Raw genomic sequence first — 15,512 nt, forward strand, 5'->3', positions numbered from 1 at the left:
CTTGCGGACTACGCCCGCCTCTGTCGCACGCGTTACTCACGCTCCGGCGCGCCGCCATGGCGAAAACGCCGGCCGTGACGCGGAGCGAATCCGAGGCGTGCGAGAGCGCACACGCCAGGCAGCGATTCGATGATCCACGAATTGGTAGATGCGTTCCGCGCTCACGACCTGACGCTGCGGCGAACGTTCCAGGACATGCTCAACGAGCTGCCCGCCCACCGGACGGAGCGGCGCGGTTGCGGCTTCACGCAAGCCACGCGCTTTCTCTCGACCTACATCAACGCGCCGGGCGCCTCCGACGATCCGAGCGATCTGCAGATCTTCGAAGACTGGCCGCCGCGCGGAACCCCGTTCGCCGCCGCGACGGCGATGGCTGCGGGTTGGCCGCACGGCTGGCGGCGGCTCGACGAATTCGAGCCGCATCGGCATCTCGACGGCGCGCAGTTCAACGAACTCATGGAAGCGCTGACGCTGCTGAGGCACCGCTTCCGCGCCGCGGTCGCGTCGCTGGCGCTCCCCGAAAGCCATCTGATCGCGACGCTGATGGCGCAGATTCTCGACCGCGACGGCGACACGCTGATCGTTCTCCCGCCGATGCCGGTGAAGCCGAACATCGGCAGCTGTTCGCAGGCCGAAGAGTTTTTCCTGGAAATCTCGCACGGGCGGGTGCGGCGCGGCGGATCCGTCAACGTGTTCGTCGACGATGACGGGAGTCCGGTTCTCGTCGAGAAGATGAACCTCGGCGAATCGCATTCTGCCGTCGTGCTCGCCCCGGTGCGCCTCAATGGCGTCGTGCTGCCGCCCGGTTCGCTCTGCGCACTCGCGCACGATGACCCCGATACGGGCCGCGCCACGGAGCACGGCCGCTGTTATCCGCTCGCGACGATCACGCAGACGCGTTTCCTGCGCCTGACCACGCTCGCCGTCGAGGCGGCGCACCGGCGACGCGTGTTCTCCTGCCAGCTCGACGCGCAGCAGCGCGCGGGCATGTTCTCCCCCGCGACGACGACCCTCGCCGAACTGCGTGCCTTCGCCGCGGCCGAGACGGCAAGCCGCCGATGACACGTCTGCCGATGTACTTCTCGCCCGCCTACGCGCCGGAAACCGAGCCGCGTCTGGCGCGTCTCGCGGTGGCCGCCGAAGCGCTGCAGGCCGGCAATCTGGTGGATGTGCGCGAGCCCGCGCCGCTGGACCGGAGCCTGCTGCAGGGACTGCATGCGGACGGCTATCTCGAGGCCTTCCACGAGGGCATCGAGCCGCTCGCGTCGAGCCAGGGCAGTCGCTGGAGTCCTGCGGTCCGGGATGCGGTCTACGCGATGTTGTCGGGCCAGCTCGCCGCCGTGCGCGAGGCCGAAGAAAGCGGCATCGCTCTGAATCTCGCGCGCGGCTTCCACCACGCCGTGTACGAGCGCGGTTCCGGATTCTGCGCCTTGAACGGCCTGGCATTCGTCGCCCACGTCTGGCCCGGCAAGAAAGTGTTCGTCATCGACTGCGACGAACATGGCGGCAACGGCACCGAGGAATACGCGGCGCGAATGCCCAATCTCTTCAACGCGTCGATGTTCGGCACGCGCTTCGGGTGCATGGGAAACGTCCGCTCCTGGCCGTTCGAAGTGCGCCTGCAGCGCGACGGTCCGGACGCTCACGAGCGGGCGCTGCGGGACATCGAGCGGCTGCTCGATCAGTGCCGTCCCGATCTCGTCCTCTATCAGGCCGGCGCGGACAGTCACGAAGCCGATCCGAAGAGCCGTTCCGGATTCAGCGCGAAGGATCTGGAGACGCGCGACCGGATCGTGTTCCGCATGCTGCGGCAGCGCCGGATTCCGACCGTTTTCGTGGTCGCGGGCGGGTATCAGCGCGCCAGCGACATCGCCAGACTCAACGAAGCGACCGCTCGCTGTGCGCTGCAGGCGTTCATGCTCGCCGACGAATCCTGAGGCGCAGGCACCGTTCCACGGGTGCGTTCGGCGGCACCTCCCGTCCCGGCTTGTCGTCGTGTAGCCGTCGTGGCAATTTCCCGCGACATCCCGTCGTTGGAGTGTCGTGATGACGGCAACCCGTGTTCGAACACTGATGCTCGCCCTCGCGCTCGTATTCGCCGTCATGGGAATCGTCCAGGCCGCCCGTCCCGACGCCGAGCAAAAGAAGATCGACTATCTGATCGCCGAGCTTCAGCGCCTGGACGGCGCGACGTTCATCCGCAACGGCAGCGAGTACAGCGCCGCGAAAGCCGCCGATCATCTGCGAACGAAACTGCGCCACGCCGGCGACCGCATCCAGACGGCGCGGCAGTTCATCGATGAACTGGGCACGAAGTCGTCGATGTCCGGCGAGACGTATCGGATTCGATTCGACGACGGACGCGTGCTCGATTCAGCGCAGGTGCTCAACGACCGGCTCCTGCACTACAAGCCGTAGGTTTCGCGCAGGTTCTGGGACAGCCAATAGGTTCCAGGACACCCAACGCGGGAATCGGCCTCAACCAGACCTCGGTATCGGCGCCTGCCGCGCATCCGACGCGGGCGGCGATCGGCGCGTCGTACTGCGGCCTCTCGGCCGCCTCCCGCGGCCGGCGGCGGTCTTGCCCTATCCATCCCGCTTCGCAGCGGCGCGCTCGGCGCTTGCGTGGTCCGACGTCTGCTTCGCTCGCTGCACCATGGCCAATGCCCGGATTCGGCATCGGTCGATGCGGCAACTACGGCAACGCCTGAGCATTGACAAGAAAATTTGTCAAAGCTACCGTCCGGCCATGTTCGACATCCACGTCATCGATGATCCGGCCGCGGCGGCGGCGGCCTTGGAGCCGGTCCGCGGTCGGCTGCTGGCCGAACTGGCCACGCCCGCCTCTGCCGCGACCTTGGCCAAGCGAGTCGGCCTTGCTCGACAGAAGATCAACTATCACCTGCATGCGCTTGAATCTCATGGGCTCGTGCGACTGGCCGAGGAACGCCAATGGGGCGGACTGAAGGAACGGCTGCTCGTCGCGACGGCCGCCTCGTATGTCGTTTCGCCGAGCGCGCTGGGTCCCGTAGCGGTCGACTCGAACCGGGCCGTCGACCGGCTGTCGGCGAGCTATCTGATCGCGCTCGGCGCGCGCGTCGTGCGTGAGGTCGGCGATCTCGTACGCCGCGCGACGGCCTCGGGCAAGCGTCTCGCGAGCCTCGCCGTGGATGCCGAAGTTCGCTTCCGGTCGCCGGCGGAACGCGCCGCGTTCAGTCAGGAGCTCGCCGAAGCCGTCGCGACGCTCGTTTCCAAGTATCACGACGAATCCGCGCCGGGCGGCCGCGCCCATCGGCTCGTCGTCCTCGCCCATCCCCTACCGCAGAAATCCGAATCCGAGGAATCGCCATGAGCGTGAAGCAGGAACCCAACGGACGCCGTTCGCTGCACGTCGAATTCGAGGTTCCCGGTACGCCGGAAGAGGTCTGGCAGGCCATCGCCACCGGGCCGGGGCTTTCGTCGTGGTTCGTGCCGGCGGAATTCGAGGAACGCGACGGCAAGCCCGTCACGATGAAGCTCAACTTCGGCCAGGGCCTGCAGCCCTGCGCAGCCATAACCGCGTGGGATCCGCCGCGGAGCTACGCCGGCGAGGGCGAGGTCTACGGCGGCGGCTCGCCGCCGGTCGCGACCGAGTGGACGATCGAAGCGCGCTCAGGCGGCGTATGCCTCGTTCGCATGGTGCACAGCCTGTTCGCCAGCACCGACGAATGGGACAACCAGCTCGAAGGCGCCGAATCCGGATGGGCCGGTTTCCTCAACATCCTGCGGCTCTATCTCACTCACTTCCGCGGCCAGCGCGCCGCGATCATGCAGATCACGACGCCGATCGCGACGACCGAGGCGGAAGGTTGGGAGGCGCTGACGGCGGCGCTGGGCGTCACGGGCGTGGACGTCGGACAGCGCTGGGCGACTGACGCCGGCGCCTCGCCGCTCGCCGGCGTCGTGGAACTCGTCACCGAGAATCCCTATGACGCCCTGCTGCGGATCGACGAGCCCGGCCCGGGCATCGCGGCGCTGGGCGCCGCCACCTACCCCGGCGGCCCGACTGTCGTCGCGATGAATTTGTATACGTACGGCGATCAGGCGGCCGACACCGTGGCCCGCGTGACGCCGCTGTGGCAGGCGTGGTTCCAGGAGCGCTTTCCGATGCCGCAGACGAGCGGGAGCGAATGAGTCCGTGCGTCGATTGCCGATCATCGTTTCGCGTCCGATGCGCACGCCGTCGCCGCTCCCGCGCGCGTCAGCTGCAGGCGGCGGCGGATCCGGCTCAGGCTCACCGGCGTGACGCGGACGTAGTTCGCGATTTCGTGCTGTTTCAGCCGAGCGGCAATCTCCGGCATGTCCTGCAGAAAACGGACGTATCGCGCCTCGGCCGACAGCGTCAGCAGTTCACGCTCGCGCTTTTCCTTGCGCTGCCCGTAGCGCTTGAACGCGTTGAGCAGCGCGCGCTGCCAGGCCGCTGACGCGCTCGACAGGTGATCGAGCGCCCGGAACGGAATCGACGCCACCGTCGTGGCCGCACCCGCATACGCATCGAAGTGCGCGCGGGCGCCATCGAGGCAGGAAACACAGGCAAACGGCATCAGCGGCGGCACGAATCCCTTGATCCACGACGTGCCGGCCGACGACGCGTATTTCAGTGTCAGGAAACCCTCCAGCACGACGTGGACGCGGCTGTCGACGGATCCGGCTCCGAAGAGCAGCCCGCCCGGGGCCAGGCTGCAGACACGGGTCTGTCGGTCGAGTGCTGCGTCGCGAACCAGGCGCTGCCCGGCGAGCTGCTCGAATGCGTCGTACACAAGCCTCGTCGCGACGGCGGCGTTATCGCGGGATAACGACGGACGGGTCGCGGTGCCGGATGCTCTGCGGATCATAGGAGGCCCCTTGCAATGATGCGTTTCCTGATTCCGCCGGTGCTCGTACTCGTCACGATCGGCGGCATGCTGGTGCTGGACAGGATGCTTCCGTCTCCGGAGCTGATCAAAACGCCCTACACCTGGCTCGGCGGCGTGATCGCGCTGGCCGGACTCGCGCTGGCTCAGGCCCATGCCCGCCTGTTCCACTCGCTGCGCATCAACATCCAGACCTTCGGCGAGCCGTCGGATCTCTGCGAGCGAGGGCTGTTCTCACGCAGCCGCAATCCGATGTACCTGGGCATGCTCGTGCTGCTGTCCGGCGTGGCCTGGTGTCTCGGATCGCTGGTCGCGTTCGCAGGGCCGCTGCTGTTTCTGCTTGCGGCGCAGTACTGGTACGTCCCCTACGAGGAAGCCCGGCTGCGGCGCAAGTACGGCGAGCGCTACGACGATTACTGCAGGCGTGTTCCGCGCTGGATCGGATGGCGCCGTGGCGGTCGCGACCTGCGCTGAGCGTCGAGGTATTCCCCTGACTTTTCCTTGTTTCGGTTATGTTATAACATAACTATTCTGGAGCCGCCGGGGAATTTGATGCAGACAAACCACGGACGCCGGCCGAGCTTGCGCTGGTGCGTATGCCTGTCGCTGGCCTGCCCGACTGCGCAGGCCGAGGAAGCGCCGCGAACGCTGGACCGCGTCGAGGTGACCGGGACCACCGCGCCCTCGCCGCTCGACGAGACGCCCGCGGTCGGCTCGCGGCTCGGCCTTGCGACACGCGAAACGCCGGCGACGCTCGATGTCCTGGACGAGACGCAACTGCAGGCGCGCGGCGCACGCACGAGCATCGAAGCGATCAATGCCGCGCCCGGCGTGCTCGCGGCGGCGCTGCCGTCGTCGCCCGGCGTGACCACGATGCGCGGCTTCAGCGGCGGCGCGATCTCGCTGCTCTACGACGGCATTCGCCAGACCGCCGGTCCGCTGATCACCCGGAACTACGACAGCTTCAGCTTCGAACGCATCGAGGTGCTCAAGGGGCCGGCTTCGGTGCTCTATGGCGAGGGCGCGCTCGCCGGCGCCATCAATCTCGTGCCGAAGCGGCCGCAGTTCGAGGCGCCCCGCTGGAGCGCGACGCTGGGCGCCGGCGATTTCGGCGCGCGTCGCGCGGGTGCCGATGCCAATGCGCCGTTCGGCGAGCGCGCCGCGCTGCGCGCGGTCGTCAGCGACAACCGCAGCGACGGCTTCGTCGACGACACCGACACGAGCACGCAGGCCGGCTTGTTCGCGTTCCGGTGGCGGCCGCACGACGCGCTCGAGCTCGGCGTCTCGATCGACCGGTTCCGCGACGACTACGGCACCGCCTACTGGGGTACGCCGCTGGTTCCATTTGCGGCGGCACGCGATCCATCCCGCATCGTGACGAGCGCGAACGGCTATGTCGTCGATCTCGCGACCCGCAGGCGCAACTACGACGTCGCCGACGGTTACTCCCGCGCGAACGCCGACTGGCTGCGCACGCGACTTGCCTGGCAGCTCAGCGACCACGCGCAGTTCGTCAACGAGCTCGACCGCTATGCCGCGGACCGCCGCTGGCGCAACACCGAGACCTACACCTGGGACGCCGCGGCCGCGAACCTGCGCCGCTCGACCACCTTCATCACGCACGACCACGACTATTGGGTCGAGCGCGCGAGTTACGTCGTCGACGCCGACCTCGGCGGCCTACGCCATCGCTTTTCGGCCGGAGTCGAATACAGCGAAAGCGATTTTTTCAATCGGCGCCGCTTCGGCACGACGACGCCGGTCGACCTGCACGATCCGCAGCGCGGCCACTTTCCCACAGGCGACGAAGCCCTGCTGTTCCCCGGCGCCGGCAATCGCGTCGACTTCGACAGCGCATCGACGGTCAGCGCGCTGTTCGTCGAGGAGGCGCTGAACCTCGGTACGCGCTGGCTGCTCGTCGCCGGCCTGCGCCACGATCGCATCGACCTCGATCGCGTCGTCTCCGACCGCAACACGGGCACGCGCACGGCCTTCGCGCGGAGCTACTCGCCGCTCACCTGGCGTGCCGGTGCGGTGTTCGAGGCCGCCGAGCGCACGCAGCTCTACGCGCAATTCAGCCGCGCCGTCGCGCCTGTCGGCAGCCTGTTCTTGATTTCCCAGGCCAACGCGACGTTCGACCTGACCACGGGTGACGCAGTCGAGCTCGGCCTGAAATCGTCGCTATGGCAGGAACGCATCGATCTCACCGCAGCCGCGTACCGCCTGCGCCAGGACGACATCGTGACGCGCGATTCCGGCAACGTGAACGTGACGGTCCAGGGCGGGCGGCAGTCCTCGCGCGGCTTCGAAGTCGGCGTATCGGTGCATCTCACGCCGCAGTTCGACCTCGACGCGAATCTCGCCGTGCTCGATGCGCGTTTTGACCGGCTCGTCGAAGCCGGCGGCGCGGACCGGGCCGGCAACCTGCCGGCCAACGTGCCGGAACGCCTCGCCGGCCTGTTTGCGGTCTATCGCTTCGTCGACGCACCGGTATCGCTGAATCTCGGCGCGCGTCATGTCGGCCGGTTCTACACCAACAACGCGAACACCATTCGCGTCGGCGCCCACACCGTGGTCGACGCCGGCGTGAGCTGGCAACTGCCGCTCGGCGAGCTCGCGCTGCGCGGGCGCAATCTCGGCGATGCCGTCTATGCCGACTGGAACGGCGGTGCCGCCGACCAGATCCTGCTTGGCGCGCCGCGCAGCGTCGAACTGTCCTGGACGGTGACGCGATGAGCGCGCTGCGTCTGGACGGCGTCAGCAAACGCTATGGCGGCCGGATCGCCGTGGATGCGCTGTCGCTGGTGCTCGCGCCGGGCGAGATCTATGCCCTGCTCGGCCCGAACGGCGCGGGCAAGACGACGACGGTCAATCTCATTCTCGGCTTCGCCGCGGCCGATGCCGGCACGATCGAAGTCGGCGGTACGCGGGTCGACCGCGCGCCGTTGGCGGCCCGCGCGAAACTCGCCTACCTGCCGGAAACCGTCATGCTGCATCCGGCGCTCGATGCGATCGAGAACCTGCGCTATTTCGCGCTGCTCGGCGGACGCCGGCTCGGCACGCACGAAGCGCGCACGCTGCTGACCGAGGCCGGATTGCAGCAAGAAGCGCAGGTGCGCCGTACCGAGGCCTACTCCAAGGGCATGCGGCAGAAAGTCGGTCTCGCGATCGCCCTGGCCCGCCGCGCCGGCCTGCTGCTGCTCGACGAGCCTACCTCGGGCCTGGACGCGTCGGCGGCCAACGATCTCACACGCTGCCTGCGCACCGCCGCCGCACGCGGCATCGCCGTGCTGATGGCCACGCATGATCTCTATCGCGTGCGCGAACTGGCCGACCGCCTCGGCGTGCTGCGCGAAGGCCGGCTCGTGCTCGAACAGTCGACCGGCAGCCTCGGTCCTGCGCAGATCGAAGCGCTCTATCTCGCCGAGCTCGCCGCATGAGCAGCCGACTCCTTTCTCTCGTCGTATACGAATGGATACTGCTGCGGCGCGACCGGCGCGCCGCCGGCGCCCTGATCGTCCTCGCAGTGCTGCTGGTCGCGGCGTTCGTCGTCAACGCGGCGGCACTCGCGCGCGACAACGCGGCGAAGACGCAGACCGCCGCCGCCGAGCGCGCGCGCTGGCTCGCCCAGCCCGCCAAGGATCCGCACTCGGCCGCGCACTACAGCATTTACGCCTTCAAGCCGGTGCCGGCACTCGCCGCACTCGACTTCGGCGTCGAACCGTTCGTGGGTCAGGCCGTCTGGCTTGAGGCCCATGTGCAGAACGATCTGCTGTACCGGCCGCAGGGCGACGCCTCCGCGCTCGACCGCGCAGGGCTGCGTCATCCGGCCGTCCTGCTGGCGACGCTCGCGCCGCTCGTCGCGTTCCTGCTGGCCTTCGCCACGGCGGCGCGCGAGCGCGAACGCGGCACCTTGCGGCTGGCTCTGGGCGTCGCCGACAGTCCGCGGCGGCTCGCGTTCGCGAAAGCCGCGGCGGTCTGGCTCGCACTCGTCGCGGCGCTCGTGCTCCCGCTCGTGCTTGCCGCAGCCGCCGACCGCAGCGTGACCGGTACCTGGCATGCCGACGTTCTCGCGCGCCTGGCCGCCTGGACCTGCGCCGCGGCTATCTATCTCGCGGTGTTCGCCGTCGCCGGCGTCGCGATCGCGCTGTACGCCCGCGACACGCGGCTCGCGCTGATCGCGCTGTGCGGTGTCTGGGCCGCCGTCGTACTCGCCCTGCCCCGCTTCACGAGCACGGCGGCGGATGCGGCGCGGCCGCTGCCGTCGACGCAGTCGGTCAAGCAGCAATTGTTCGACGAGGCTCCCTCGTACTGGAGCGCGGAAACCTCGCGCGAAAACGAAGCAGCCATCCTCGCGCAAGCCGGCGTCTCGCGCCGCGAAGAACTTCGCGCGAACTATCGCGGCCTCGAGCTCGATCGCGCGGAGCGGTACTCGCAGGCCGTGTTCGATCGTGTGCTCGGCGGATTCCATGATCGCGTGATCGCGCAGGACGAGGCGTTCGGCGCGCTCGCCTGGCTGTCGCCGGCCATCGCATTCGCCGCGCTGTCGCCGGCGCTCGCAGGCACCGACTTCGCGCACCACCGGCGCTTCATCGACGCGGCCGAGCGCTACCGGCGACAGCTGGTCAACACGATGAATGCCGAGGTCGCGGCGCATCGTCCCGGCGCCGACGGCAAGGCCCACGCGGCAGGGCCCGAACTCTGGGCCTCGCAACCGGCGTTCGTCCACGAGCCGCCGCGACTCGGTGAAGCCGGCAGCGCCGGCCCGGCATTCGCCGCACTCACCCTGTGGCTCCTCGCCGCATCGCTCCTGCTCGCCCGCGTCGCACGGAGGCTGCAGCCGTGAGCATTGCATCCAATTCCACATTGCACCATGTGCACGACGCCGCCGCGGGCGTGAACGCGCCGCCGGCGGCGAGCTGGCGCGCGCTGCTCGGCTGGGAGCTGCGGCGCATCGCGCGCAGCGGCATCTTCTGGAGCGCGATTGCGCTCCTCGCTGTCGCGTTCTGCGCCGGCGCGCGCGTCGGCGGCGCATTCCAGCGCGCGCAGGCCGCGGCGCAGCACGCACAGACCGCTGCCGACGCGGCCTGGCAGCGTGCGATCGAGCAGCGCGCGCGCGACTATGCCCACCCCGCTGCGCAACCCGCGCCCTACTGGCAGGATCCCACCGACCTCGCCGGCTTCAGTCGCTACCAACTGCGCCGCCATGCCTACAAACCCGTGCTGCCGCTTGCGCCGCTGTCGATCGGCGCAAGCGACCTCGCGCCGTCGCGCTGGCCCGTGAAGCTCGAAACGCTGTTCGGCGTCGAGCCCGCCTACGATTTCGAACCGCCGCGCAGCCTCGCCGTCGGACGCTTCGATCTCGGCTTTGCGATCGTCACGCTGCTGCCGGTCGTCGTGATCGCACTCGCTGCATTGCTCGGCACGGCAGAGCGCGACCGCGGCATGCTCAGGCTGATCGCAGCGCAGCCGGTCGCGCCGCTCGCCTGGCTGTCGGCGCGTCTGGCCGCATTGAGCTTCTGGCTGCTGCCTGTGGTTGCGGCCGCGCTCACGCTCGCACTGTTCGTCGGCGGCGCGGATCCCACCGCCGCCTGGCCCGAATGGATCGCGGCGCTCGCACTCGTCGCGGCCTACGCGCTGTTCTGGCTCGCTCTCGCCTTCGTCGTGCTCGCCGCATGGCCCGGTGCGGCGGGCGCGATCGGGAGCCTGCTTGCGCTCTGGCTGACGCTCTCGCTCGCGCTGCCGCTGCTCGGCCGCTTCGTCGCCGACGGCGTGCAGCCGGCGCCGTCGCGCGTGCTTTACGTGGATGCCCAGCGGCGGGCCGAGGATGCCGTCGCCGGCGCGCGCGATGCGCTCGTTGCCGAGGCTTTCCGCAGCCGGGCCGATCTCGCCGCCCTGACCGATCGCGTGGCGAATCTCGACTATGCGACGCGGCAGAGCTTTCTCGTGCCGATGATCGAGACACGCCTGGCCGTCTGGAACGATCGCATCGCGGCGCACCGCGGGTCGCGCGAGACGTTGTCGTCCGTCCTGGGCTACGTCGCGCCGCCGCTCGGCATGGACACCGCGCTCGCCACGCTCGCAGGCACGGACATGGCGCGGCAGCGCGACGCCGAACGGCAGGTGCGTATCTACCAGCAGCAGTTGCGGGACTTTTTCTGGCCGCGCATGCAGCGCGAAATCGCGCATCCCGCGCCGAGGCCGCCCGGAAGCTACGCGCGGCTGAACTTCACGGACTACACGGCCATACCCGCGTTCGTTCCCGCCGTCGAGCCCCGGCGCGGACGCGTGAACGCGGTGCTGCCGTTCGTGGCCTGGCTCGTCGTTGCCGCACTCGCGCTCGCCGGCCTCGCGGCGTGGCGGCTGCGCCGCTGGCCGGCACCGCTTTGAGCCGGCGCGCACTTGCGGCACCGGGGCTGTCGCAGGTGGTGCTCCGCGGCGTCGCCGGCGGCGGCACCGCATCGGCAGGCTCGTCACCGCATCCTCCACTATGACAACAATGTCCCCCCACACGTCGCAGTCGCGCCCTGTTGATGCGGTACGCATGCGCCGTCGCCCGCGGCACTCGCCTGGATTCGCGATCGACCGGCAGCCACGCGATCGCCGCTCGTCCGGCCGCGATAGGGGTAATGTCCACCAATGTCCCGCGACATGACAGAAATGGACAGCTCATCACATTGAGCTCCTTCTGGAAATGTGTCCGGGTTCGAAGAACCGGTCCCCGTTCAGGCACAGCATCACGGCCCGTCGAACGGAGGATCTGCCATGAGCGAACTGACTGTCGGCGCGCGTCGCGCCACGGCGCGGATTCTGCTGAACGCCCCTGCCCGCCTCGTGCTCGGCGCCTGTCTGCTGCTGAGCGGCGCGTTCGCGCGGGCCGAGTTCATTTTCGTCGACGGCTTCGACGCGGGTCCCGCGCCGGTCGTGCGCGTGCTGCGCGACGATCGCGTCGCGACGCTCGAGATGGACTACAACGCGGAAAGTCCGTGGGGACAGTTCTGGACCATGAGCGGTTCGCCGAAGGACGACGCCGGCTTCCTCGTGAGCTGGTGGCCGGCGACCGCGAACGCCCTCGACGCGGCGCGTGCGATGTCGGGCAAGGACAGCGGCGGCCTGTGCCTGAATCCCGATCACCTGAAGTCGCCCGAGCCCGCCGCGTCGCCGTCGGACCTGCCGCCGGGACACAAATGGCTCGTGACCGGCAATCGCCGCGTGCAACTGCAGCCGCTGGTCAACAACGCGCCGTACATCGTGCGCGTGCAGCGTGTCAACGCGCTGGGCCAGATCGCGAGCGCGCCGACGCAGCTCAGCTTCGACGGCGGCGATCCGGCGCGCGTCGACGCGCTGCGGTCGAGCCTCACGTACTTCGACGATTTCAATCTGCCGCTCGGCGCGGCCGACGAGAAGCTCTGGAACAACGCGACGGTGACCTCGACCGACTCGCGCTTCAACCTGTTCTTCATCAACGATCAATTCCATGCGCATACCTTGAACGGCACGCGCGTGGACAACACCGGCGACAAGTCGCAGACCGCGCAGCGCTTCCGCAAGAAGATGCGCGTCGAGTCCGGCGTGCGCCGCCGCGTCGTGTTCGACATGGACGGCCCGCTGAGCCCGCGCTCGGTCTGGTACCTCGATCTGAATCCGGTCGCGACCGACACGACGGCACATGCGAGCTTTTTCGACGAGGACGGCGCGACCGGTCTGCCGGCCGGCATCCTGCGCCTGCGCGCGCAGTTCCAGACGCTCAGCGTCAGCCTGATCGACATGCAGGGTGCTTCGCATCAAGTGGCCACGGTCGACATGGAGAACGCCGGGCGTCAGGTCGTGCCGAACGTGCGGCGCAATTTCGACGTGCGCGTCGGCACCGACGGCATCCAGATCTTCGTCGACGGCCGCAGTCTCATCAACGCGAACTTCGCACCGGGCGCGTTCGCTGCCGGCGACTACGAGCTGCTCTGGGTCGGCTTCGGCTACAACACGCCGAAGGACGCCGTGTCCTATTACCTCGTGCACTGGGACAATTTCGGCTTCGACGGGCCGACCGTCGACGCGCGCGTGGTCCACAACTATGTCACGCGCATCGCGGGAACCGACTATCAGAAGTCGCAACGCTGGGACAATACGTTCCCGACGTTCTCGATCAACATTCCCGACGACCTGCGTCCGACCGCAGCCGGCGCGACCGCCGAAGCGTGGCTCGTATACACGTATCAGATGGGCGATTATTCCGGCTTGAACGTGCTGCCGGGCGACTTCGTCCGGGTCAACGGCGCGGGCCAGTTCCCGCTGCCGCAGCCGGTCAACAACAGCGCACCGTACAACGCGTCGCTGCTGCAGTGGGGCATGCCGCATACCGCGCGGATCCGGCTCGGCACGCTCGTGCAGGGCGGCGGCTCGCCACTGCTGGTCGGCAACAACACGTTCCAGTTTTTTGCCGACAACGCGGGTCTGTTGAACGCGCATGTCGAGGTGTTCTATCCGCCGGGCAGCGCGCCGGCCTACACGCCGCCGGCGGCGCTGCATCCTTTCCCGCTGCACGCGGAGCTGCCGCGGCTCGGTCCGCCGGCGCGGCTGCAGCGCATCGGCGACACGGATGTCGGCGAAGCGCAGCATCTCTCGGCGACGTCGCCGACGCGCATCACGGTCAGCGGCACGGTTCCGCTGAATGTCGAAATCGGCAATGCGAGCTGGGCCGGCTGGGCGCCGCAGCTGATGCACATGCCGGTCGTCAGCGGCGAGGTCTGGAGCGCCGGCGGCACGGCGGGCATCGCAACGCTCGAGGTGTTCATCCGCGCGAGCGGCGCCACGGCGCCGGGCACGCGCCTCGTGCTGCTCGACACCGCGCGTCACGTGCCGGCGCCGCAGGGGCGCTACGCCCTGCAGTTCAATTCGGCCGCCTTCCCGAACGGCGACTACGAGCTGTTCGTGCAGGCGACGACGCCGTCGGGCCTGAAGAGCGTGCCGAGCTACGGCGACGAGGTTCACGTGTTCGACGCGGCCGTGCTCTCGGGCGCGTACTACCCGATTCCGATCCGCATCCAGAACTGACCTCGTGCGCCTCGCCGCGTTCGTCGCCGTGCCGGTGCTGCTCGCCGCCGCAGCGCCGGCGATCGCGTTCGCCGGCGCGTGCGGTCTTGCCGCGCCGGCGTTCTGCGAAACCTTCGAAGACGGTCCGGCGCCGCCCGCCGATCGCGGCCGCGGCAACGAGCTGAGTCGCTCGCGCTTCAGCGCGACGCGCTACGCGCCGTCGCTGTCGACCGGCGACGGCGTGACGTTCTGGGTCTGGGATGCGGAGTTCGGCCTGATTCCGGACGAGCCGCCGCCGTGCCGCAGCGATGTCACCGGCTTTCTGCCGGCGAACCGCGACACGCTGGTCTGCGATCCGTCGGCGCACATCAACAGCCGCTATCTGCTGACCGCGGTCGGTTCCCAGAACTACGGCAGCAACGTCTATCGCATCCGCCAGCCGTTCGATTTCGCCGGCCGCACCGGCCGCATCGTGTTCGACACGGACCTGACGACGAACTTCCTGCTCGGCTACATGAGCGTGGTCATCAGCGAAGATCCGTCGCCGACACCGGCGTGGGACCTCAACGGACGCGGCCCCAATCCGCGCAACGGCGTGATGCTCGTGTTCGTGAGCAACAACGTCGAGATCCACGACGTGCGCGATTACGCGCTGACGACGATCCCGGGCTCGGCGTCGACGATTCCCGCGCAGAAGGGCCGCCTGTGCCGCGTCGAACTGCGCATGTCGGCGACGCAGCTCGACGTGCTGACCTCCCCGCCCTCGGACGACGGCGTGAACTTCGCGCCGCCGGTCAGCCGCCGCATCGTGAATTTCGCGCCGCCGCTGCCGTTCTCGCGCGGCTACGTGCATCTGATCGGCCACAACCATGCGACCTGGAAATACGCGATCACGTTCGGCGGCCTGCCGCGGCCGCTGCGTTCGTGGAATCTCTACTGGGACAACATCGGTTTCGACGGTCCGGCCATCAGCTGGACGCGCGAATACGAAATTCCCGACGCCGCGATTGCGTCGACGCGCACGACGGTCGACGAATATCCGCCGGGCACGCTGCACACGACCGTGCACAACGGGCTCAGTCTCGGCTACGTGATGCCCAACAGCGTGTCGACGCTGAGCGCGCCGCTGACCTTCACTAACGTCTCGCTCGCGCACGCAACGCGCGCGCGGCTCGTGTTCAACGGCTACTACCAGGGCTACAACATCGACGGTATCCGGCTCGGCACGGGACGGCTGCGCTATCAGATCAACGACGGGCCGGTCCACGTGCGCGCGTTCACGCCCGGCGAAGTCGCGATGCTCGACACGCCGGGGCAGACCGGCGGCTACAACCATGCGATCGACATCCCGCTCGCCGAACTCGTCGACGGCGACAACACGGTGCGCTTTTCGACCCTGAACATCGAATCGGGTTATCCGAACGCCGTGCTGAATCTCGATCTCGTCATCGATGCCGATCCGGACCCGCTGTTCGCGAACGGCTTTCAACCGTAGCGAAGCCGGGGGGACACGTCCGCGCAATCGTGCGTTGAACGATCAACGGCACGTCGACGCGCTGCAGTGCGAGGAAGCGCATCCGGGACTCGATC

At 68.7% G+C, this 15,512-nt stretch carries 13 protein-coding genes; 12 read left to right on the top strand and 1 reads right to left on the bottom strand.

Annotation, left to right across the window (positions count from 1 at the left end):
- The first annotated feature begins 129 nt into the window (after positions 1-129).
- From VLF18_RS06355 to VLF18_RS06375, 5 genes are all read left to right on the top strand, one after another.
- Positions 130-1,062: a hypothetical protein gene (locus VLF18_RS06355; RefSeq protein WP_325278777.1), complete on the top strand. Its 933-nt coding sequence runs from the start codon at positions 130-132 to the stop codon at positions 1,060-1,062.
- Entirely contained in the window at positions 1,059-1,937 is an 879-nt protein-coding gene (locus VLF18_RS06360; RefSeq protein WP_325278778.1) for a hypothetical protein, read from the top strand. The genes VLF18_RS06355 and VLF18_RS06360 overlap by 4 nt, the downstream gene beginning before the upstream one ends.
- Before the next feature lie 109 nt (positions 1,938-2,046).
- Positions 2,047-2,418 (top strand): DUF5329 family protein, encoded by a 372-nt coding sequence (locus VLF18_RS06365; RefSeq protein ID WP_325278779.1) that lies wholly within the window; start codon positions 2,047-2,049, stop codon positions 2,416-2,418.
- Positions 2,419-2,749: 331 nt separating this feature from the next.
- Positions 2,750-3,352, top strand: a complete 603-nt coding sequence (locus VLF18_RS06370; RefSeq protein ID WP_325278780.1) for a helix-turn-helix domain-containing protein — start codon at positions 2,750-2,752, stop codon at positions 3,350-3,352.
- Positions 3,349-4,173 (top strand): SRPBCC domain-containing protein, encoded by an 825-nt coding sequence (locus tag VLF18_RS06375; RefSeq protein ID WP_325278781.1) that lies wholly within the window; start codon positions 3,349-3,351, stop codon positions 4,171-4,173. The genes VLF18_RS06370 and VLF18_RS06375 overlap by 4 nt, the downstream gene beginning before the upstream one ends.
- A 20-nt stretch (positions 4,174-4,193) precedes the next feature.
- Here VLF18_RS06375 and VLF18_RS06380 read toward each other — a convergent pair whose 3' ends face one another.
- Complete coding sequence (locus VLF18_RS06380) at positions 4,194-5,048, bottom strand: Crp/Fnr family transcriptional regulator (protein ID WP_325278782.1); 855 nt, start codon at positions 5,046-5,048, stop codon at positions 4,194-4,196.
- Between VLF18_RS06380 and VLF18_RS06385 the strand changes: the two genes are divergently transcribed.
- From VLF18_RS06385 to VLF18_RS06415, 7 genes are all read left to right on the top strand, one after another.
- Positions 5,010-5,366 carry an isoprenylcysteine carboxylmethyltransferase family protein gene (locus tag VLF18_RS06385; RefSeq protein WP_325278783.1) on the top strand — a complete coding sequence of 119 codons (357 nt, stop codon included), beginning with the start codon at positions 5,010-5,012 and terminating at the stop codon, positions 5,364-5,366. The two genes, VLF18_RS06380 and VLF18_RS06385, sit on opposite strands and share 39 nt — an antisense overlap.
- A 78-nt stretch (positions 5,367-5,444) precedes the next feature.
- Positions 5,445-7,628: a TonB-dependent receptor gene (locus VLF18_RS06390; protein WP_325278784.1), complete on the top strand. Its 2,184-nt coding sequence runs from the start codon at positions 5,445-5,447 to the stop codon at positions 7,626-7,628.
- A complete protein-coding gene (locus VLF18_RS06395) occupies positions 7,625-8,332 on the top strand; it encodes an ABC transporter ATP-binding protein (protein WP_325278785.1) in 708 nt (235 codons plus the stop codon). Before VLF18_RS06390 ends, VLF18_RS06395 begins: the two co-directional genes overlap by 4 nt.
- Positions 8,329-9,738 (top strand): DUF3526 domain-containing protein, encoded by a 1,410-nt coding sequence (locus VLF18_RS06400; protein WP_325278786.1) that lies wholly within the window; start codon positions 8,329-8,331, stop codon positions 9,736-9,738. Before VLF18_RS06395 ends, VLF18_RS06400 begins: the two co-directional genes overlap by 4 nt.
- A complete protein-coding gene (locus VLF18_RS06405) occupies positions 9,735-11,282 on the top strand; it encodes a DUF3526 domain-containing protein (protein WP_325278787.1) in 1,548 nt (515 codons plus the stop codon). The genes VLF18_RS06400 and VLF18_RS06405 overlap by 4 nt, the downstream gene beginning before the upstream one ends.
- Positions 11,283-11,657: 375 nt before the next feature.
- Entirely contained in the window at positions 11,658-13,943 is a 2,286-nt protein-coding gene (locus VLF18_RS06410; protein WP_325278788.1) for a hypothetical protein, read from the top strand.
- Positions 13,944-13,947: 4 nt separating this feature from the next.
- On the top strand, positions 13,948-15,417 hold the full coding sequence (locus VLF18_RS06415; RefSeq protein ID WP_325278789.1) for a hypothetical protein: 1,470 nt from the start codon (positions 13,948-13,950) through the stop codon (positions 15,415-15,417).
- Positions 15,418-15,512: the final 95 nt, after the last annotated feature.

This window comes from Tahibacter sp., from assembly GCF_035481375.1.
Classification (GTDB): domain Bacteria; phylum Pseudomonadota; class Gammaproteobacteria; order Xanthomonadales; family Rhodanobacteraceae; genus Tahibacter.